General features: G+C 41.8%; 23 protein-coding genes. 6 read left to right on the forward strand and 17 right to left on the reverse strand.

Annotated elements, in window-relative coordinates:
* Nucleotides 1-238: 238 nt before the first annotated feature.
* Entirely contained in the window at nt 239-1,180 is a 942-nt protein-coding gene (gene rfaD / locus AB6C75_RS06125) for an ADP-glyceromanno-heptose 6-epimerase (RefSeq protein ID WP_135445127.1), read from the forward strand.
* A 75-nt stretch (nt 1,181-1,255) separates the two neighbouring features.
* Nucleotides 1,256-2,209 (forward strand): lauroyl-Kdo(2)-lipid IV(A) myristoyltransferase, encoded by a 954-nt coding sequence (gene lpxM / locus AB6C75_RS06130; RefSeq protein ID WP_372107324.1) that lies wholly within the window; start codon nt 1,256-1,258, stop codon nt 2,207-2,209.
* A gap of 62 nt (nt 2,210-2,271) precedes the next feature.
* On the opposite strand, the gene AB6C75_RS06135 is transcribed toward lpxM, so the two are convergent.
* The 5 genes from AB6C75_RS06135 to AB6C75_RS06155 are packed head-to-tail and all read right to left on the reverse strand — an operon-like array spanning nt 2,272 to nt 6,776.
* Entirely contained in the window at nt 2,272-3,156 is an 885-nt protein-coding gene (locus tag AB6C75_RS06135) for an LPS biosynthesis protein (RefSeq protein WP_017102397.1), read from the reverse strand.
* Entirely contained in the window at nt 3,146-4,102 is a 957-nt protein-coding gene (locus AB6C75_RS06140) for a glycosyltransferase (RefSeq protein WP_372107326.1), read from the reverse strand. The genes AB6C75_RS06135 and AB6C75_RS06140 overlap by 11 nt, the downstream gene beginning before the upstream one ends.
* A gap of 18 nt (nt 4,103-4,120) precedes the next feature.
* Complete coding sequence (coaD, locus tag AB6C75_RS06145) at nt 4,121-4,609, reverse strand: pantetheine-phosphate adenylyltransferase (protein WP_372107328.1); 489 nt, start codon at nt 4,607-4,609, stop codon at nt 4,121-4,123.
* A 9-nt stretch (nt 4,610-4,618) separates the two neighbouring features.
* Nucleotides 4,619-5,683, reverse strand: a complete 1,065-nt coding sequence (locus tag AB6C75_RS06150; RefSeq protein WP_372107330.1) for a glycosyltransferase family 9 protein — start codon at nt 5,681-5,683, stop codon at nt 4,619-4,621.
* On the reverse strand, nt 5,676-6,776 hold the full coding sequence (locus tag AB6C75_RS06155) for a glycosyltransferase family 9 protein (RefSeq protein ID WP_012603047.1): 1,101 nt from the start codon (nt 6,774-6,776) through the stop codon (nt 5,676-5,678). The genes AB6C75_RS06150 and AB6C75_RS06155 overlap by 8 nt, the downstream gene beginning before the upstream one ends.
* 71 nt (nt 6,777-6,847) lie before the next feature.
* Between AB6C75_RS06155 and AB6C75_RS06160 the strand changes: the two genes are divergently transcribed.
* Nucleotides 6,848-7,570 (forward strand): 3-deoxy-D-manno-octulosonic acid kinase, encoded by a 723-nt coding sequence (locus tag AB6C75_RS06160; protein ID WP_009847972.1) that lies wholly within the window; start codon nt 6,848-6,850, stop codon nt 7,568-7,570.
* A 1-nt stretch (nt 7,571) separates the two neighbouring features.
* On the opposite strand, the gene AB6C75_RS06165 is transcribed toward AB6C75_RS06160, so the two are convergent.
* The 11 genes from AB6C75_RS06165 to radC all read right to left on the reverse strand — a co-directional run bounded on the left by AB6C75_RS06165 (nt 7,572) and on the right by radC (nt 16,864).
* The gene (locus AB6C75_RS06165) at nt 7,572-8,465 is read right to left on the reverse strand and encodes a hypothetical protein (protein WP_009847973.1); all 894 of its coding nucleotides are present in this window, start codon (nt 8,463-8,465) and stop codon (nt 7,572-7,574) included.
* 3 nt (nt 8,466-8,468) lie between these two features.
* The gene (locus AB6C75_RS06170) at nt 8,469-9,209 is read right to left on the reverse strand and encodes a glycosyltransferase family 25 protein (RefSeq protein ID WP_009847974.1); all 741 of its coding nucleotides are present in this window, start codon (nt 9,207-9,209) and stop codon (nt 8,469-8,471) included.
* Nucleotides 9,206-10,525: a lipid IV(A) 3-deoxy-D-manno-octulosonic acid transferase gene (waaA, locus tag AB6C75_RS06175; protein WP_371695130.1), complete on the reverse strand. Its 1,320-nt coding sequence runs from the start codon at nt 10,523-10,525 to the stop codon at nt 9,206-9,208. The genes AB6C75_RS06170 and waaA overlap by 4 nt, the downstream gene beginning before the upstream one ends.
* A gap of 13 nt (nt 10,526-10,538) precedes the next feature.
* Nucleotides 10,539-11,594 carry a lipopolysaccharide heptosyltransferase II gene (waaF, locus tag AB6C75_RS06180; RefSeq protein WP_372107333.1) on the reverse strand — a complete coding sequence of 352 codons (1,056 nt, stop codon included), beginning with the start codon at nt 11,592-11,594 and terminating at the stop codon, nt 10,539-10,541.
* Nucleotides 11,591-12,541, reverse strand: coding sequence for a glycosyl transferase family 90 (locus tag AB6C75_RS06185; RefSeq protein ID WP_372099189.1), 951 nt, complete (start codon nt 12,539-12,541; stop codon nt 11,591-11,593). Before AB6C75_RS06185 ends, waaF begins: the two co-directional genes overlap by 4 nt.
* Before the next feature lie 9 nt (nt 12,542-12,550).
* Nucleotides 12,551-13,777 (reverse strand): O-antigen ligase family protein, encoded by a 1,227-nt coding sequence (locus tag AB6C75_RS06190; RefSeq protein WP_372046994.1) that lies wholly within the window; start codon nt 13,775-13,777, stop codon nt 12,551-12,553.
* A 102-nt stretch (nt 13,778-13,879) separates the two neighbouring features.
* Entirely contained in the window at nt 13,880-14,689 is an 810-nt protein-coding gene (mutM, locus tag AB6C75_RS06195; RefSeq protein ID WP_372046992.1) for a bifunctional DNA-formamidopyrimidine glycosylase/DNA-(apurinic or apyrimidinic site) lyase, read from the reverse strand.
* A 2-nt stretch (nt 14,690-14,691) separates the two neighbouring features.
* The gene (locus tag AB6C75_RS06200; protein ID WP_372107335.1) at nt 14,692-15,276 is read right to left on the reverse strand and encodes a hypothetical protein; all 585 of its coding nucleotides are present in this window, start codon (nt 15,274-15,276) and stop codon (nt 14,692-14,694) included.
* A gap of 203 nt (nt 15,277-15,479) precedes the next feature.
* Nucleotides 15,480-15,647, reverse strand: a complete 168-nt coding sequence (gene rpmG / locus AB6C75_RS06205; RefSeq protein ID WP_002535344.1) for a 50S ribosomal protein L33 — start codon at nt 15,645-15,647, stop codon at nt 15,480-15,482.
* Between the two features lie 13 nt (nt 15,648-15,660).
* On the reverse strand, nt 15,661-15,897 hold the full coding sequence (gene rpmB / locus AB6C75_RS06210; RefSeq protein WP_004728407.1) for a 50S ribosomal protein L28: 237 nt from the start codon (nt 15,895-15,897) through the stop codon (nt 15,661-15,663).
* A gap of 292 nt (nt 15,898-16,189) precedes the next feature.
* A complete protein-coding gene (gene radC, locus AB6C75_RS06215) occupies nt 16,190-16,864 on the reverse strand; it encodes a DNA repair protein RadC (protein ID WP_012603038.1) in 675 nt (224 codons plus the stop codon).
* A 223-nt stretch (nt 16,865-17,087) separates the two neighbouring features.
* Between radC and coaBC the strand changes: the two genes are divergently transcribed.
* From coaBC to lpxL, 3 genes are all read left to right on the forward strand, one after another.
* On the forward strand, nt 17,088-18,329 hold the full coding sequence (coaBC, locus tag AB6C75_RS06220; protein WP_017102407.1) for a bifunctional phosphopantothenoylcysteine decarboxylase/phosphopantothenate--cysteine ligase CoaBC: 1,242 nt from the start codon (nt 17,088-17,090) through the stop codon (nt 18,327-18,329).
* A 138-nt stretch (nt 18,330-18,467) separates the two neighbouring features.
* A complete protein-coding gene (gene slmA / locus AB6C75_RS06225; RefSeq protein WP_372107338.1) occupies nt 18,468-19,058 on the forward strand; it encodes a nucleoid occlusion factor SlmA in 591 nt (196 codons plus the stop codon).
* Between the two features lie 22 nt (nt 19,059-19,080).
* Nucleotides 19,081-20,031 carry an LpxL/LpxP family Kdo(2)-lipid IV(A) lauroyl/palmitoleoyl acyltransferase gene (gene lpxL / locus AB6C75_RS06230; RefSeq protein WP_017100199.1) on the forward strand — a complete coding sequence of 317 codons (951 nt, stop codon included), beginning with the start codon at nt 19,081-19,083 and terminating at the stop codon, nt 20,029-20,031.
* A gap of 133 nt (nt 20,032-20,164) precedes the next feature.
* Here the strand turns inward: lpxL and pyrE are convergent, their stop codons facing one another.
* Nucleotides 20,165-20,806, reverse strand: coding sequence for an orotate phosphoribosyltransferase (pyrE, locus tag AB6C75_RS06235; RefSeq protein WP_004735727.1), 642 nt, complete (start codon nt 20,804-20,806; stop codon nt 20,165-20,167).
* Nucleotides 20,807-20,823: the final 17 nt, after the last annotated feature.

Raw genomic sequence — 20,823 nt, forward strand, 5'->3', positions numbered from 1 at the left:
GTTCAAAATCAATTGCGACCAAACAACTCTCATGTCGCGCGTAAGCCAGCCTACAAACAAAAGTCGAAGACGTAGAATCTTTCATACTAAGACCGATAAGATCGTGTTTTGAGTAGGTAATAATGACTAGATTAACACAATCATATCACACTAGAATTAAAGAATTATTCCGCTAGCTCGCTTCGTTTGTTCCTTGCTATACTCGTGTGAGTTTGTATTCAAAAAAGTAGGAAGAAATATGATTATCGTAACTGGTGGTGCAGGCATGATTGGCAGCAATATTGTTAAGGCGCTCAATGAAGCAGGCCACAACGATATTCTAGTTGTCGACAACTTAAAAGATGGCAAAAAATTTAAGAACCTGGTTGATCTAGATATCACCGATTACATGGATCGTGATGACTTTCTAACTCAAGTTATGGCTGGTGATGATTTCGGTCATATTGAGGCTATTTTCCATGAAGGTGCATGTTCTGCGACCACAGAGTGGGATGGCAAATACATGATGCTAAACAACTACGAATACTCGAAAGAGTTACTGCATTACTGTATCGAGCGCGAGATCCCCTTCTTGTATGCTTCTTCTGCTGCCACTTATGGTGAAACCGATACCTTTATCGAAGAGCCGCAGTACGAAGGCGCGCTAAACGTATACGGCTATTCAAAACAGCAATTTGATAACTATGTGCGTCGCTTAACTGCAGATGCAGCCGCGCACAACGAAACGCTTTCTCAAATCACTGGTTTTCGATACTTCAATGTCTACGGTCCACGTGAACAGCACAAAGGCAGCATGGCTTCTGTCGCATTCCACCTAAACAATCAAATGAACGCCGGTGAAAACCCGAAATTATTCGCAGGAAGCGAAACCTTCAAGCGTGATTTTGTGTATGTTGGTGATGTTGCGGCCGTAAACCTGTGGTTCTTAAAAAATGGCGTATCAGGTATCTTCAACCTAGGTACAGGTAATGCCGAATCATTTGAAGAAGTCGCAAAAGCGGTGATTAAACATCACGGTAAGGGAGAGATTGAAACCATCCCATTCCCTGAGCATTTGAAAGGCGCTTACCAAGAGTTTACTCAAGCTGATTTAACTAAGTTGCGTAATGCCGGTTGCGATGTTCAATTTAAATCGGTTGCTGAAGGCGTCAGCGAGTACATGCAGTCAGTTAATCGCTAGATTACACTCTCCCGAAAACAAGCTAACGGTATACTGTTAGCTTGTTCAATATATATCGCCAGTTAAAGGTTTACAGTGACAACTCAACGCGACGACTACGATCCTAAAGCATACAACCCCAAATTCATCAGTGCGTTATTATCACCAAAATACTGGGGAACTTGGCTCGGGCTATGCCTATGTCTGCCCATTTCTTTGCTGCCAAACTCGATTCGAGTAGCCATAGCAAAATTCGTGGCGACAAAAATGGCGAAAAAGCAACGTGGCTCAGTACAAAAGGCACGTATAAACCTCGCGCTTTGTTTTCCAGAAAAGTCTGTTCAAGAGCGTGAAACCATTCTAACCAATTGCCTAACAACTGCTGGCGCCTTTTTACTTGGTTTTCCTGCCATATCATTACGCAGTAAACGCTGGCTTGAAAGACACTCAGAAATCATTGGATTAGAACACTTACAGCAGCTACAGCAAGACAATCAAAGTGCTATTTTGCTCGTACCTCACTCTTGGTGCATAGACATTCCGGCAATCCTTTTAGCTTCAAGAGGCTTACCCGTTTCTGCGATGGCCAATAGCCAGAAAAACCCCCTGACCGACTGGTTAATGCACAAACAAAGAGTTCAGTATGGCGGACGAGTTTATGATCGCAGTGGCGGCATTAAGCCTTTTATCAAATCAGTCAAAGATGGCTACTTGGGATATTACCTGCCAGATCAAGACCATGGCCCAGAACAAAGTGTATTCTCAGACTTCTTTGCGACTGAAAAAGCAACCTTGCCTGGACTTGGAAAACTAGCAAAAGTAAGCCGAGCGAAGATCGTTCCAACCTTTGCCAGCTATAATATTGAGACGGGTAAATACGAAATTGAAATCAAAGCACCCATTGAGTTATCCGGCGATGAACATCAAGACGCTAGGGCAATGAATGAAGTCGTTGAAGGTTTTGTTAATCCGAAACCGGAGCAGTACATGTGGATTTTAAAGTTATTAAAAACACGTAGAAACGGACAAGACCCATATGTGGGTTATTAACACATATCTTCTAATTTATTAAAGATTATCCGCCTTCTTAGAAGGCGGATTTATTCGTCTCATTATTTTTGACTAAATAATAGGTTATGATAAAAACCATCAACTGTGTAATCTTCAAGCTTAATCAAAACTGATTCATCAAAGTCACCAGAGATAAATTCCTCAATATGATTTGCGAGTTCATTTAGAGAGTCAAATATAAGGAAATTATCTTTTGAGTATAAAGGGTGATTATAAAGACTCGTATTATTCGTGATAACTTTCTTTCTGGCGTATAACGCTTCTTTAACCCTCATAGTATCAGACGTCTGTCCATCAAGAACAATTTCCAGTACACATTTGGTATTGAGCATCACGGTTAGGTATTCAACATAGGAATAAGAAGGTTTTTTGTCAAACACAATAAAGTTGCACTTAAAATCACCCAATGCCTCTTCTATTTTTTGAACCTTTTCTTTCCTTCCTTTATCCACCCCCACAAAAGACACATCGTAATCAGAGGATTTTGCTATCTCATCAATAATTTTTAGTTGAGGCATCGGAGAATAAGCATGCTTAAAGTTGTATTTTTTTGCATCACCCTCATCAAACGTATATATTTCAAAATCATCTAAAAGATGGTTCAAGCTCCCATCTGTAATATTCCTAAAAAGAATAATCTTCCTCCCACTAACCTTTGATATTGACTTAATGTCTCTCAAAGAGTCGGTTGTGAATATGACATCAAAGCCATTTAGCGCCTTTATTTTTCGTCTTATGATCGCTCCATAAGCCTCATGATAGTGTTTTTTACTGTAGAAAAATAAAAAGGAAATTAATTTCACTAACCACTTGCTTAAGAAAATATGATGCTTTTCATAATCAGACGATAGCACATCAATTTCTAGTTTTTCATACTGTTGCTTGTAGCCTACAAAAACCAGTTTTGGCTTCAATTTATCGTTCATAAGGCAACCTTTTAAAAGACTCGACAATACTTCCTAATGCACTATTGGCTTTATTACCTTCAACTACCTTCTCGTAATAACTAACATACGCTGCAGCCATGACATTGGCATTGAATTGATCTCTCGCGTATTCATTACAACGAGCTGAATCATAGGTGTCAGAATTTAAGATCCCTTCTACGAGCTCTTGTTCACAGCTCGATAAAAGACCTACCTCACTAGAAACTAATTCCGGCAGTGAGCCATAGGGTGTACCAAACACTGGACAACCAAAATACAAACTCTCTGTAATCGCTAAGCCAAACGGTTCATGCCAAGTCACGGGGAATATCAGACCTTTTGACTGAGTCATGATCTGAGATTTCGTTGTATCGTCCACCATCCCTAAAAAACGAACATGACGATCTAACGTTAACCTGAAACCCATTTTTAGGTTCAAGCGATGCCCGCCCAAGACATCAAGCTGCTGGCCAGCTTTCTTGGTAATATCAATGGCACCTTGAACATTTTTAACTCGCCACGCCGCTTTCCCAAGAAAATGGAAACGTTCTCGTTGCAAGTTAAAGTTAGGCTTTTGGTAGTTATCCCAATTCAAGCCATTGTACACATAAGCTTGTGCACCATGATTTTTTGCGTGCTGAGATGAAACAAAAACAGTATTAGGGTCAATTGGGCCGTCTGAATTACCATGCTGCGTTAAAATGTAGGGATAAGAGATAGGCTCAAGATCAGAGTGGAAATGCACAACATCAATATCATTTGGAAGCTGACTTTGCAGTGGTACATTCGGTTGATACTCTATGACTCTCGCCCAATCACACTTTGTTCCTTTACCAGCGAGCAGCGTCACTCGGTGCCCGGCAAGATGCAAAGCATAAACTAAGTCCCAAATGACTCGTTCGGTTCCACCATAATTCACCACAGGTAACGTGGCTCTTGTATACATTAAAATATTCATAATCACTTAATTTTTAAAAGCTTTTACTTTAGCGACAACAGCTTGATGAACACACCCTGGAACAAATTGCTCTATTTCTCCACCATGAATAGCGACTTCACGAACCAATGTTGATGATAAAAAAGCAAACTCTTCTGAAGGTGTCAAAAACAGGCTCTCTAGTTCTGGTTTTAATCGACGATACATTGTCGTCAAACCAAATTCATACTCAAAGTCCATTGTCGTTCTTAAGCCACGCACCAAAATTGAGGCGTTTTGCTCGGTCGCGAAATCAACCAGTAAACCGCTAAAACCTTCAACGGAAACATTAGGTAATTCATGGCAAGTTTCTCGCAATAAGGCCACACGCTCATCTAAGCTAAATAAGGTGGCTTTACTTGGGCTCTCTGCGACACCAATGACAAGTTTTTCAAACATACATGCGGCTCGTTTAATTAAGTCATAATGGCCGTTAGTCACTGGATCAAAAGTACCTGGGTATACTGCTATTTTCATGACATTCCTTTATTCACTGGATGTTTTCTTGTTTTTCAATCGGCCTAATACACGGTCTAGCTGCTCAATCACCGATTCTGTAGAAATAAGAGCCATAAGATCTTTTCCTTTTACTCGGGTTCCCCATGGAAGCTCGTCAACCGCTTTACCGTGTTGCTCTTCAGCAATCTGTTCATAGACAGAAACCACACTGTCTAAACTATGGTAAGGCCCTGTTCGCATTGGGTTACTGTGCGCATACAAACCAATCACGGGGACACCTTGAGTCGTCGCAATGTGTGCAGGCCCTGAATCAGGAGCGATCACTACACTGGATTGACCAATAACTGCGGTAAGCTGCTTTAACGAGGTTGAGCCTACTAAGTTAATACAAGGTGATGTCATGTGCAGAGATATATTGTCAGTTAAATTGCGCTCTCTATCCGTTGGAGCACCACAAAAAACCACTTTAAAGCCTAACTGATAAGCGTGATCGGCGACAGCGGCATAGCGCTCAACTAACCAGTTTCTCTCATCTTTACTCGCGGCAGGGCTAATAACAATATACGGCTCATGCGCAAGCTCCATCGATAGTTTTTGGTCTTCATCAGACAAAGCAAGATCCCATGTCGGTATCTGCTTAGGACACCCCAAAAAGTAAGCAAATTCAGAGAAATTATCTAACACATGAGATGCGTCCGTTTTTGGTAGCTTGCGATTGGTAAAGAGCCACTGCCCCTCTTTGGCACGTGTCCAACTAAAACCAAGTTTTACTTTTGCCTTTACTCCGATCGTTAACAGGCTGGCTCTTAATGCAACTTGCATATGCAGCAAATAATCAAACCGAGTTGAACGCAGGGCTCTCCATACTTCTTTCATTCCTTTTAGGCCGCGTTTTTTATCAAACACTACAACTTGAATTCCAGGTATATCACCAAGTAATTGAGCTTCGATTTTTCCCATCACCCACGTGATCTGACATTCTGGATAGGTAGCTTGAATAAGTTGCACCACAGAAAGGGCATGACAAACGTCACCAATGGCAGATAAACGCAGAATACAAATAGATTTTGGAGCAGAAAGAGCGTTATTCATTGATCGATTCCAATGGCATCATTTCTAGAACAGCAGAAACAACGTTATCTGGCTTGATATCTTGAAGGCATGGCGAATAGACATCATCGCTAATTTGACATCTGTTTTTATAACAAGGGACGCAGTTACGTTCAGATTGCACAAGTCTAATATTGGCGACTCTTTGGGAGCTAACACCATTGCTGTATAAATTGTTCGTTACATCAATTGGCTCTTCATATGGCCAAGGTGACCACATGCTTGCTGGCGCTACGCTAATAATAGATACAATTGGGATAGAGTAACCTGATGCGAGGTGACCCGGGCCACTATCAGGTCCAACAAAACCATCACTGTGTTTTATTAATACAGAGGTTTGAGCTAATGATAACTCCCCCAAAACACTGACCAGTTGATTCGATTCAGGAACTTGGCTAATGATTTGTTCAACAATGGTCTCGTCTCGTTCTAATTTAGCGCCAGATAAGACAATATTATAACCTGCAGATATCAGACGATTGATGACTTCAACCCAATACGAGACTGGCCACTGCTTAATTTCGTTGGAGGATGGCGCATGCACAACAATGTAGTTTGATGGCAATCTCTTTTGAACCACTGAAGGTAATAACTCTTCGGGAGAGACTAGCCGTGCAATACAATTAACATCTATGGTATCCAGCATACGAGCAACGCGACTCATTTTATGCTCAAAGCGATGCTGTTCTTTAATGTAATGAGTATAAATTAACTTTTTAACCCAGGCGCCAGAAAGCGATTCATCAATTGCACCAAGTCTTTTCTTACCAAAGATAAAACTATAGATAGCTGTTCTATCATTAAGCATTTCATTGACGACTAAATCATATCGACCATGCGTTTTTAAAATCCGGTAATAGTCCTTAACGGATGCTCTTGGCGGAATTTCAACTAAAGAGTCAACGTCTGGATTGGTACCAAAAACCATCTCCCCTCTAGCATTAACTAAAACATCTATTGTTGCGGTCGGAAACGCTTTTCTCAGACTATGGGTAAAAGCAGAGATCAACAAACTATCACCAATGCAATGAGTGGCAACAACTAATATTTTTTGGTAACTACATGAATCGTTCATTAATCTGTTCGGCGTTTGATATACTGTTCTACCAAGTATGCCATAAACTCCCCAATACGAGACAGTGATTCATGTTTACAACAAAGCAAATCCATAAAACAACGTACTGGTATAATCCTAAATTACTCACCGAAGACGTTGAATTGGCTTTTTCTGTGGATTATTGGAAGGCGAATCAAGCAATACTGGGGCACGCTCAAGGTAGAGGAACAACATGGTTTGTTAAGGGAGAAAAAAGCAATTTCGCTCTTCGACATTATCATCGCGGCGGCTTGTTTGGAAAGCTAGTTAGAGACAGCTATTTATTTACTGGATTAGAGAACTCACGAGCATACCAAGAGCTAATGTTACTTGAGCTTCTAGCCACACATAAAGTTAATGTCCCGACACCCGTTGCTGCGAAAGTTTCGCAAGAAGGGCTCGTTTACAAAGCCGATATTTTAATTGAAAAGATTTCCGACGCAGAAGACTTAGTAAAGATACTATCAAACAAAAAACTATCCGATTCCCATTTCAACGATATTGGTCATCAAATTCGAAAAATGCACGATGCCGGGGTCAATCATACCGACCTCAATATCCATAACATTCTCGTTGATAAAGCAGGCAAGGTTTGGATTATCGATTTTGATAAATGCCTAACGCAAACAGGTAATAGCTGGAAAGAGAGTAATTTAAAGCGACTTAAGCGCTCATTCGAAAAAGAAGTTCGATTAGGAAGGATTGATGCTCAGCACTTTGATTTTTCACAAATTGAACAAGGGTACAAAGTGAGTACCCTTGAGAGTCTATGATTTATTCTTCTTTCAAACCAAATAACTTACGAAGTTTCTTTTTCTTTTTATAGATATGCCCTCGAATCACTTCAGCAAGAGGGCGCTTGAAGGACACTTCTTTAGCTAAGCGTATTTGCTCTTCAAATGGTTTATCTCCGTGTTCTTCAAAGAACTGTTCCAACACCGTTCTCGCCCAGTCTTTTCGTCCACTCGTTGAATAATGATTGAGCCAAGCTTTCGCTGGTTCAATATTCACCTGTGTAGAGAGCGCTTCAGATAACGCAAACTGTTCTAGAGTGTGTGCCTCACACCCTTCTTGACGTAACGCTTGAATCAACACATCGGCATAATCAAAAGCTGATGTGTGTTTCCCGGTGATACCGATGACTGCCGACGCCCACATAACTGAGTCTGGATTGGTGCGGTAGACACTGCCATCCATAAGCTTTATATCTCTATCTCTGATATGTGCGTATTCATTGGTGCTTGGCAAAGTATTGATGTTCACTTCTGAGCAAAACAGTAACGCGTTTTTATCCGATATAGAGTCGAAATAAACGTTTGTTGGCACGTTAAAGTACGTATCTGTATCTAAAAAAAGCAGTTTATCTTCAGGACTCAACTCTAAATTATCGCAAAGATATTTTAAGCCGCGGTTCTTGATTCTGAAGTGATAAGTATTGCCTAGACTCCATTCAGCCTTTTGAGCTGGCGATATCGGAAACACTTTAATTGGCATATTAGCGAAGTGCTCAGGCTCTTCTGCTAGAACAGAAATTTCAGGCCTAGTTCCATTTGCCTCAACCCAATTGGCTAAAAAAGACAAAATGCAAAATCTTGCGCCTTGATAGTAAGTTCTATCATTGCCATAAATGACAAATGTTAAGTGTTTTCTAGCCAATTCTGATTTCATAATTTAGTACTTCGTAATATTTTTAAAAAGTGCTTTGTGCTTGCTGCTGACATGGCTTCGAACATGAGTTCGGTATCCCTCTTTAAACCAACTTCTAACCGTCGCATAAAGTCCTGAGGTTCTACCACTCAACTCACTATCAAATGCACCGGTTTTACTACCCTGACGAACCAAAGGTGGGTGTGTCCAAAAAATATTGTACTCTAATGTCGTTCGCTCATTACCAATATAACCATCAATAGGTGCGTCAGTTATATTGCTTTCCATATGCTCTACCATTGCACGAGCAAAACTAAGGTCATAAAGCAAACCACCAGTAAGCTTGTTCGTTTTACACAAGTACAGATGTTGATTTGGAACTCTTACTGATGCAGGTACTAAGCTCGATGCCTCTTCAATATTTACAAGATACTTTTCTTCACCACGAAGTTCATTTTGGAAAGCTTCTAGTTGCTCAATAAAGTCGCTATTTAAAAAAGCATCATCTTCTAACACTAATACTTGTGGAATTTGTTCTTCTACGACTTTTTTCATCACTAAGTAGTGCTTATAAAAGCAAGACTTCTCAGGGAGCCTCAGTGAGTCGTCAAAAAAACCATTTCTAACCTCATCAGATAGATCATCGATATCACCAGCTAACATATATTCGTAATCAGTGATGCCCACTTCTGGCAGGTGCTTATCTATATGTTTTCTACGTTCTTCGTAGCCTTTGCTTACATGAATAACAAAAGTTTTGATCATGGTGATGTCTCAATATTGGTTGACTGATTATTGGTGGCTGAATGATGTATCAATTGGAGTGTTTGTTGTAACGCACCTTGATTCTGTTGAACTATACCATAGCCTATTCGCCCTTTTTCAATTAACTCTTTAGGCTTGGATAATGCACTGATCATTTGTAAAGCAAGCTCATTCTCATCGGCTACAACAGACAGTGCGCTCGAGTCGATCAATTGATTCGCCAGGTCTGCAAAATTGAAATAGCTCGGCCCTGTTAAGCAGTATTTTTGAAGCAGCGCAGGTTCGATGAAGTTATGTCCTCCTACTTTCTTTCCAAGTAGGCTTCCTCCCATAAAAACAAGATCGCTCGCAGAAAGCATAACCATAAGCTCTCCCATCGTATCCCCCAAGTAGACGTCGACATCGAGCGGTATCTCGTCAACAACTTCGGTTCGACGAACCAAAACTAAGCCTTGGTTTTTGGCCAATTCAGCAACTGAATCAAACCGTTCAGGGTGACGAGGCACTATCACTAACAGCAATTCTGGCCGTTGGATTTTGGCTTGTTGGTAAGCTCTAAAAATTTGTTCATCTTCGCCCGCATGAGTGCTCGCGGCGACAACAATCTGCCTACCCTGCCCCAAAATATCTTTAAGATGCTCGCCTTGTGCGATTACATTATTATCAATCGACACATCGTACTTAATTGACCCTGTGACAATGACTTTTTCGCTCGGCGCACCTAGTAACTCAAATCGAGATTTATCATCAGAGTGTACTGTCAATATTAAATTTAACTTAGAGATAGTCGGATAAATTAACGAACTCATTTTTTGATAATTACTGGCTGATTTTTCGGATAATCGTCCATTAACTAATATCATCGGAACATCATTTTTAGCAACGGTGTTAATGGTGTTTGGCCATAATTCCGTTTCAATAATGAGCATGTTATCTGGCTGAACGCGGTTGATAAAACGTTGAACACACCAACTAAAATCAATAGGCATATAACGATGGCTAATCGAACCGCTCATCTTTTCGACCTGCTCAGCGCCTGTACTCGTTGTTGTAGTGATCAGTATTCTTTTATCTGGGTTTTGTATCGCCAGTTGTTCAACTAACTTCTTACTCGCCAGCACTTCCCCTACTGAAACAGCATGAAGCCAGATCACGCCCGACTGTCTATTATTGATCGACGGTGTAAACCCGAAATGCTCTTTCCAACGACGACCAAAAGGTGGTTTGTTTGCTTTGGAACGATATAAGCCCCAAAGCAGGATAGGGCTTACAAGGAAAAGTAACGCGGTATAGGCCCAACGAACGACAGTGCTCATATGACGACCTTATTTATATTTTACCTTGGGAAATTACATCAAACTGCTCAATAGCACTAATGACTCTACTCGGCATTAACTCAGTTAGGCACTTTAGGTGCTGCTTGGGACAAGTTCGTTCAAAGCAAGGTCGGCACTCAATATCGGTATTGATGATCGCCAGTTTGTTCGTTAGCGGAGGCGTATATTTAGGTGAACTAGAGCCATAAACAGCCACGACATTACAGCCCACCGCGGCGGCCACATGCATCAGCCCAGAATCATTACTAACGACAGTACGACAAGCCCCGATCAAGTCTACAGCCTGAATTAAGCTCGTATCTCCAGCTAAATTGAAGCAATGCTGCTGCATATTAACAGGGACTTGTTCGATTATCTTTTGGGTTACTTCACGATCTTTAGCCGAGCCAAACAACCACACTTGGTAACCTTGCTTTATCATCGCTGTCGCTGCTGTTGCAAAGTGATTATCAGGCCAACGTTTCGCAGGGCCAAACTCAGCACCAGGACATAAACCAAGGACAGGCCTTTGATTGTTTAAACCAAATTGCTCCATAGCCTTTTGTTGGCTGGAGTCAACAACTTGTAGGCTTGGAAAAGGTAATGATGACAATTCACCTAAACAACCACTACCCGTCATTTCAGCTTTAGGGTGCGCTAACGCTACATATCGCTCTAACATGTATTGAAACGCTTTTTTATTGGTTCTAACGTTATTAAGCAAACCAAAACGCATTTCACCTTTCCAGCCAACTCGTTCAGGAACGCGTGCAAACAGGGGAATTAAAGCTGATTTCGCGGAGTTAGGTAATACGTACGCTTTATCGTACTGTACTTCCCTCAACGATTTGCCGATCTTATAACGAGATTTCAGATCAAATTGCCCATGCCCTAATGGCATTTCAAGAGCTTGATTGACTTGTGGCATTCTTTCCAAAATAGGCTTACACCATGCTGGCGCTAAAACATCAATTTTTGCGTCAGGATACTGTCTTTGTAACTCAACATATAAGCCTTGAGACATCACCATGTCTCCAACCCATGACGGGCCAATAATCAGAATTTTCATTTGTCTTGCTCGTTAATAGCGTGTTCGTTAATAGCTTGACCAGATAGTCTAAAATATTCTTGAAGTGTTTTAATGCAAACCAATTTTTCTAGTTGTTCATCTTGGAAAGGAGCAAGGTATTCATGCGCATTTTTGATCATCTGTTCAGACTCTTTAGGGTTGTCTAAATAGTATTTAATTTTTTGCTCAAAATCCGACCAGTCATCCTTCACCTCTACATAATGTATGCCTGGCTGCAGAGTGCCTTCCATAAACCACGTTTCAAATTTCATTTTTGGAGTAACGACAAGTGAGTTTGAAGACATTGCCCATTTCAAGTTTGATGCAACATCGTTCCCTTCAAGACAAATAATGAATTTGTATTGAAGCTGCTCTTCGACTGTCATAAATGGTTGTTGCCACTCTGGGTTTTGCTCTGAAGTATTCGATTGACCTGCATTCATCAGTGGATGACCATACAGAGTTTTCATAAAACGAATTCTATGTGGTTGAGTCACAGCACCACGAAATACGGCCATATTTTTTTTATCAGAAAAACTTAAGCTATCATCCACGAATCGGAAATGACGACGCTTATCTAATTTAAATAGTACAGAGTTACTATTGTTCCCAGCAATCGGACGAGCTTTAAATAACGTTGGAACTGGCTCTATATGCGTTTCATCACCAAAGTAGTAACTGAAACGAAAGTACTTTGGAAAATAATGAAGAAACTCTTTAAGATCAAAGAAATAAGATGTGTAGCCTTTTCGAGAATAATTACTAATCTCGCAGCTTAGACTAGCCTTATCAAAGTCGCCGAGCCCTTTCACATAATAATTTACTCTGGTTTTTATATAGTCAGCTTGACCGGAATATGACTTTTCCAGCTTTTCAAACTGTTTTGAAAAATACAAACGAGGTGCGATAGAGAGCAAGGCATGTTTTAGATAATAGAATAATTTCATCGTGATTGCTTATATTTCGTTATCATCACTGTTATTTATTTCAACCTTAACTTTCCTACTTGCATAGTGCATGAGTGTGCCAATCACAACCAAATAGACAACCGTGGTGTCGCCATTTCTAAACGGCGAATCGGTGACACTGGTCAAAGCATAATAAATTGCGGGTAAGCTCAATAGCCAAACACATTGCGGATGCTTTTTTATTCCAAAATAAATTGGATAAAAAAGTAAATATAACAAAAATATAAAACCGATCACCCCTGAACGAGCCAGTTTATCAATGTAGTTATTATGTAAATGTGCTTGTGAGATAAAATGATAACCGGTCGGTGTATAACCAGTTAGGTTATCTTCTGCATACTCACGTGTGAATTCTCCATGACCTAACATGGGGTGACTAGCAAAGAGCTCCAAACCCGCTTGGTACATTTGTAGCCTTAAACCAATCGAAGTATCTCGATTGCCATGGTTCATTTGATAAAACTCGGCCTCCGTTTCTTGATATCGTTTGATAAGCGCATCCTTAGCCAATAACGCCGAACCGAAGAGCACTAAAAAGGAGATGACGATAATTTTAAAACTGCCCTTTTTTTGAACGACAACACTAACCGCCACCAAAAAGTAACAACAAGCTAGAGCTAAGATCCCCCCCCTTGACTGGGTTAACAATACCGACAAGCCTGATATGATGGCACTGACGGCAAGTAAACCGCTTCGTTTGCCTTTAAATGTCGTCAACAGTGCGCCAATGGAAAGCACAGAAACGAGGCCTTGGTGCATAGCTAATGGAATCGGGTTTACCGGCCAATGACCTCGTGGGGTAGGTTCGATCATAGAATACCAACAAGATAATGCCCAACAAGCCAACGCTGCTGAAAATAATAAATATTGAACCCAACGAATATTTACTATATAAGACTGAGGAAGAACGATCAGTAAAACAAGTGTCAATAATAAACCTCTTAATTCTTGAGAACTTGCCCCATAAGTTATGTAGCTAACAATGGTGAACATCAAAGCTAGCCACACGCCCCATAACCACATATTAGTTTTCAGATTTTCTTTAACCTGAGAAAAGCCCTTTACCGCTAACTGGGCGATAGCTGCGACCAAAACCAAAGCGACCAAAGGTTTGCTGCCCTGAGGCATCCAAATAATACCAATAGCTAACCATAGGTAAGGAATTAGCAACAAAGCTCTAGATATAGACTCTGCCTTTAGAAATGAAGACGACATAATTCAAACTATAAATCAAAGGGGTGACTTGACATTTTATCAGATAAAGTGCCCTAGACACAGCTTCAAGTAATATCAAGCTCTGTATTGAGAGCTATACATCTATACCTGACATTGAGAACAAAAAAACGTATTCCTCTGTCCGATTTTTTGCTCTTCAAGCTTCTCACTACAACTCGGACACTGTTCACCAGCCTTACCATAAACCTGCAGCTCTTGAGCAAAATATCCCGGTTTTCCATCCGCTTGGGCGAAGTCTTTGAGTGTGGTGCCACCTTGTTTGATGGCGGTAGCGAGTACTTGTTTGATCTCTTTGGTTAACAAGATCCACTCTTGTTTTGTCACTTTGCTTGCTGGGCGAAGTGGATGAATTCGTGAAGAAAACAGCGCTTCATTGGCGTAGATATTCCCCACACCTACCACTACTTTGTTGTCCATAATGAACTGTTTGACGGCAACCTTACGCTTTTCTGCTTTCTCAGCAATGTAATCTGCGTTGAAGTCGTCAGTTAGTGGCTCAGGACCAGAACCCAGTAATACAGTATGTATCTCATCAGGCGCCGACCATAACCACGCACCAAAGCGACGCGGATCGTTGTAACGCAATATCTTGCCATTGGTTAACTTAAGATCCACGTGATCGTGTTTTGCTGGCGGGAAGTCTGCATCTAACACGCGCAGTGAGCCAGACATACCGAGGTGAACAATGGCTGTTCCGGTATCGGTTTCTATCAATAGGTACTTCGCTCGGCGTGAAATAGAGCGAATCACCTGCCCTTCTAATAGCTTAAGTTCTTGAGGGATATCCCAACGCAGTTTAGGTGTACGAAAAGTCAGAGTTTTAATCTTCTCACCGACTAAATGAGGCGAGATCCCCATGCGGCTTACTTCAACTTCGGGTAATTCAGGCATAGTTAGTCGTCCGATTTAGGTGATTTGTCTGATCTAGATAGCTTGTCTGCTTTAAAGAGATGGTCTGATTTAAATGAATCTCCTGAGCCAAAGCTTGGAAACAAGTAGCTCTCTTCAATAGACACCGCCAGCCACTGATCATTCCAGTTTTTTAGCAACCAAAACTCAGCAAGTTGATAATAGGTAATACGCTGGGGCTCTTCTTGGTCTTGATACCAAACCTCAATGGTATGCGGGGTATTCAATTGTGGTGAGAGGTCGGTATAGGTTTGAGAGTCAATTTCGGTGCCCACAAGTTCCTGCCACCTCTGTGACAGCTCTTGTGCACTGGTAGTTTGAGGAAGCACTGTGTCTTTAAATTGATAAGCCCAATGATCGTCTTCTACTACAACTGACCAATTAGCAAAATGCAAAGCTTGAAGCTCAGCTGCTGGATTTAAAAGAGAAGGATAAGAACCGCTGATCTTAACTTCAGGTTCGGGCTCGATAAGGTACGTTTTGATCAAAGTTGGAAGGTTTAACACGCCAATAAAAGCGATCACACTAAACATGAGTATGTTGTTCCACCGGCGTCCACGATATCTCATATGATTCTGCTCATCTAACCTATTGAGTAATCAGTATATCGTGAAAGTGGCAATACTTTCTATGTTGTACGGTTTTCTATCTATCAGACGCTATATCAAACAAGAATAATTGAGTTACTCAAATTTTAGATATAAAAAAACCCAGCTATAAGCTGGGTTTTTAATTTATTCTTCTATAAAAGAAGAGGCAAAGGGGCTATCAATTACTTGATTTTAGCTTCTTTGTACATAACGTGCTGGCGAACTACTGGATCAAACTTTTTGATCTCAAATTTGCCTGGCATGTTACGCTTGTTCTTGTCAGTTGTGTAGAAGTGACCAGTTCCAGCAGAAGATACTAGACGGATTTTCTCACGAATGCCTTTAGCCATTGCTTAATTCCTCTTAAACGTTTTCGCCACGTGCACGGATATCAACAAGAACAGCATCGATGCCTTTCTTATCAATAATACGCATGCCTTTAGCAGTTAGACGTAGTTTAACAAAACGTTTTTCGCTCTCTACCCAGAAACGGTGAGTTTGTAGGTTCGGCAGAAAACGACGCTTGGTAGCATTGCGTGCGTGTGAACGGTTGTTACCCGTTACTGGACGCTTACCAGTTACTTGACATACTCGGGACATGAATGTCTCTCCAAATCGTTTCAGCTCGATATCAACCTTGGTGGCCGAACCTCTCTATCAATTCTGAAAATAGAGGTAAAAACCATAATGGAAAATCCATTCAAGGCTATCAAAGGTCGCGTATTATACTAACTTGACATGCATTGCTCAAGACCCGAACAGATCCTTTTTAAGGATTTCGTGATCTTTTTTTGAACAGGGCAGCTATTTGAGTAATCAGAGCTGATTTAAGGTTCTAAAATGTGGGCGGAATGATAGCAGATTTAACGCAACTAACAACCTAAAATGTGATTCAAATCCATCCGCGCTCTGCAAAAGAGATAACTTCGCCATCTCCAACGACAAAATGGTCGAGAATTCGGATGTCCACTAGTGCCAATGCGTCGGTTAATCTACGTGTAATTCGCCTATCTGCTTGGCTTGGCTCTGCGACACCGGAAGGATGGTTGTGCGCTAGGATTAAAGCGGCAGCATTATGATGAAGTGCCCGTTTAACCACTTCTCTCGGGTAAACAGATGCTGCATCGATGGTTCCTTCAAACATCACTTCATCTTTTATTACTCTGTTTTGGTTATCTAGGAACAATATGTAGAAGGCTTCTCGCTGGCGATCACGCAATATACTCGAAAGATACAACTTGGTGTGACTTGGGCTAGTTAGTGCATCCCCTCGAGATAAAGTCTCGGCCAAATAACGTTGCGTCATCTCCAAAACAGCCTGCAACTGGACATATTTCGCCTGCCCCATCCCTTTATGGGCACAAAACTCAGCCTCCGTTGCAGAAAAAAGATGGCGAAGCGAACCAAAATCTTTGATCAACTTGTCTGATAGCTCTAAAACATTCATTCCTTGTGTGCCCGTTCGAAGAAATATAGCTAACAACTCCGCATCACTTAAGGAGTCGGGGCCTCTACTCAGTAACTTTTCTCTTGGCATCGACTCAACAGGCATTTTACTTATAGGCATATAAAGGCTATCTAGGGTGATGAATACGATCCATCAGCCTAATCCGTTTGTCTACGGAGAGCTTCCACAGCTTTATAAAGAAGACTAATGCCTAGCAAAACCGTGTAATTGATAAGTTTGATAACATCAACTTGATGAGTGTCAAACCTGTTCCAATTCTGCTTCTAGGCACTAATCCTTTGTTCTGATATCGTTAGTCCCAGAGAAATTAAGGAACAGAATCATGCAAACATTGGTTAATCAACTGGATAACGCTGACCAACAAGGCCTAGCTGGAAAAAAAATCCTACTTGGCATTAGTGGTGGTATCGCAGCTTATAAATGTGCCGAACTGACTCGACGCTTAATCGAACGTGGTGCGCAGGTACAAGTCGTCATGACTAATGCGGCTAAGGAGTTCATTACTCCTCTCACCATGCAAGCTGTCTCTGGAAGGCCAGTGTCTGATAGTTTGCTTGATCCTGCTGCTGAAGCTTCCATGGGGCACATCGAACTGGCGAAATGGGCTGACCTAGTCTTATTAGCACCCGCAACCGCAGACCTTATTGCGCGTATGACCGCAGGCATGGGTAACGACCTACTGACCACTTTGGTTTTAGCAACCGATGCGCCAGTTGCGGTATCCCCAGCAATGAACCAACAAATGTACAGCCACCCTGCAACTCAAGAGAACATCGCAACGCTAAAACGTCGTGGATGTGAAATCTGGGGTCCGGCAGCTGGTGAACAGGCCTGTGGCGATGTTGGTATGGGGCGTATGTTAGAGCCAATGCAACTGGTCCATCGTTGTGAAGACTTCTTCCAACCTAAACCTCTGACTGGCCGTTCGGTGTTAATTACTGCGGGTCCAACTCGCGAAGCGATCGACCCAGTTCGTTACATTACCAATCATAGCTCGGGCAAGATGGGCTATGCACTGGCTGAAGCGGCCGCGAAACAAGGTGCTACGGTAACTCTAATTAGTGGCCCTGTATCACTCGCGACACCAAATCAGGTTAATCGCATTGATGTAGACAGCGCACAACAGATGTTTGATGCCGTGAATGCCAATGCTGCTCAGCATGATATTTTCATCAGCTGCGCTGCGGTTGCCGATTACCGCCCAGAGACCATTGCAGACCAGAAGCTTAAAAAAGTCGATAGTAAAGATGACATGACCATTCAAATGGTTAAGAACCCAGACATTGTGGCTTCCGTTGCCTCAATGACTGAAGATCGTCCATTTACTGTCGGCTTCGCAGCAGAAACTCAAGATGTCGAGAAGTATGCGCGCGGAAAATTGGAAAGAAAGAACCTCGATATGATTTGTGCTAACGATGTCTCTGTCGAAGGCCAAGGCTTTAATAGTAGTAGTAATGAGTTGCACCTTTATTGGAAAGGTGGCGATAAATCTCTACCTCTAGATAGCAAAGACTCTCTTGGTTTCCAGATCCTTAATCAGATCCAACAGCTTATTGACGTATAAACGCACAATTTTACCCTGACAATACGCTGACACCTCTCGATTCTGTTGACCTAGGTCTTACAAAACTAGGAACAGAATTGAATGGTGTTTATAATCCTGCTTCACTCAATCCTCATCTTTAGGAAAGGAAGTAAATAGATGGCCGGTACTCGAAAATCAAACCGTCGTGAAGAAATCCTGCAAGCTCTAGCACAAATGTTGGAATCGACCGAAGGTGCTTCTCGTATCACAACGGTAAAGTTGGCCAAGCAAGTTGGTGTTTCTGAAGCTGCGTTATACCGCCACTTCCCAAGCAAAGCTCGCATGTTTGAAGGCTTGATCGAGTTCATTGAAGAAGCGTTGATGTCTCGAATCAACCGTATTCTAGATGAAGAGAAAGACACACTAGAGCGCATACGCCTAGTGCTACAACTTATCTTGGTTTTCTCAGAACGTAACCCAGGCCTAACTCGAATTTTGTCTGGTCATGCTCTAATGTTTGAAAATGAACGCCTGCGCGATCGCATCAATCAGCTTTTCGAACGTATTGAGACGCAACTTCGTCAAATTCTACGAGAAAGAAAGCTTCGCGAAGGGAAGTCATTCCCGGTTGATGAAAAAATCTTAGCGGCTCAATTGTTAGGTCAGGTTGAAGGAAGTTTAAATCGATTTGTTCGCTCGGACTTCAAATATCAACCGACAGCGAACTTTGAAGAGTATTGGGCACTTCTGAGTGTACAAATCGAATAGTAATCAGCATTAAGCCAAATATATGAACAAAACCACATATGATAAGCCTGAATTTTCACTCTTACTGCTGCACCCTAAATACTGGCCCGTATGGCTAGGCTTTGGGTTGTTGGCTCTAATTGTTAACCTGCTACCTTACCGTGTGTTGCTCTCCTTAGGGCAGCGACTTGGCTTACTAGGCGTGCGTTTTGGTAAAAAACGGGTTGATATTGCAACTCGTAATATGGAGCTAGCCTTTCCTGAAAAGCCCATAGAAGAAATAAATCAATTAGTTAAAGAAAACTTCAAAAATACTGGATTAGCGTTGATTGAAACCGGCATTACTTGGTTTTGGCCTACGTGGCGATTTAAAATGTTGCTGGTTGATAAAGATACTGCAGTAATGAGATCGCATAGCAAAAACGGTAAAGGCGTTCTACTTTGTTGTGTGCACGCTCTCAACCTTGAAATTACCGCTCGCGCTTTTGCCGTACTCGGACAACATGGATATGGCGTGTATCGCCCACACAACAACGCTGTATATAACCTTATTCAGTTTTGGGGCCGAACCCACAATGGCAATCTGACTATTGATCGTAAAGATGTGAAAAAGATGATACGTGTTCTGCGTAACGGAGATCGCCTATTCTATCTCCCTGATCATGACTACGGTCGCAATAAATCTGTATTCGTACCTTTCTTTGCAGTAGAGGATGCAAGCACCACCACTGGAACCAGCATTTTAGCTTACACCAGTCGATGCGCGGTCGTTATTGGGTCTGGCTTTAGAAATGCCGACGGTAAATATGAAATCATGGCCGACGAATCAATCGAAGATAACTATCCGCAGAAAGATGAAAAAGCGGCAGCAGCGTATATGAACCGCTATCTTGAGAAGATTATCTTAAGAGCCCCAGAACAATGGATGTGGCTACACAAGCGCTTCAAAACCATGGAAGATCCAGAAGCGGAAAAAGGCATTCGTTACAAGTAAGCGAGCCTTGTTCTGTCCAATAAGATTTAAGTAAAAAAATGCCCGAAAGAGTTTCATCTCTCGGGCATTTTTCTTTTTTAAGCTCTAAACCTAAGGCACTAAACTATTAGGTTCAACTTCTTCAGTTTACGAATTAGATTCCGTATTGAGCTCGGTACGCTTTTACTGACTCTAGGTGTGCTGCGTCGGTGCCTTTCTCTTCAAGGAAAGTAACCAAGTCAGTCAGGCTAACGATTGAGATAATCGCACAACCAAAGTCACGCTCAACTTCTTGAATCGCAGACAACTCTCCTTTGCCCTTCTCTTGACGGTCGATAGCAACAAGCACACCCGCTAAATCAGCGCCGTTTGCTTGGATGATTTCCATCGACTCACGAATCGCAGTACCAGCAGTGATCACGTCATCAACTAACATGATGCGACCTTCAAGTTCGCTACCCACTAGGTTGCCACCTTCACCGTGGTTTTTCGCTTCTTTACGGTTGAAGCAGTAAGGCGTGTCCACATCATGGTGATCCGCTAGTGCAACCGCTGTTGTTGTTGCGATTGGGATACCCTTGTACGCAGGGCCAAATAGTACATCGAACTCAATACCTGAATCTGCTAATGCTGCTGCGTAGAAGCGACCTAAGCGTGCTAGATCACGACCTGTATTAAACAATCCAGCATTAAAGAAGTAAGGGCTCTTACGGCCAGACTTTAAAGTAAACTCACCAAACTTAAGTACTTCTTTCTCTAGTGCAAATTCAATAAATTCACGTTGATATGCTTTCATGTTTTTCCTCTACGTTT

The organism is Vibrio sp. 10N.237.312.B06, assembly GCF_041464685.1.
In the GTDB taxonomy this organism is placed as follows: domain Bacteria; phylum Pseudomonadota; class Gammaproteobacteria; order Enterobacterales; family Vibrionaceae; genus Vibrio; species Vibrio tasmaniensis_A.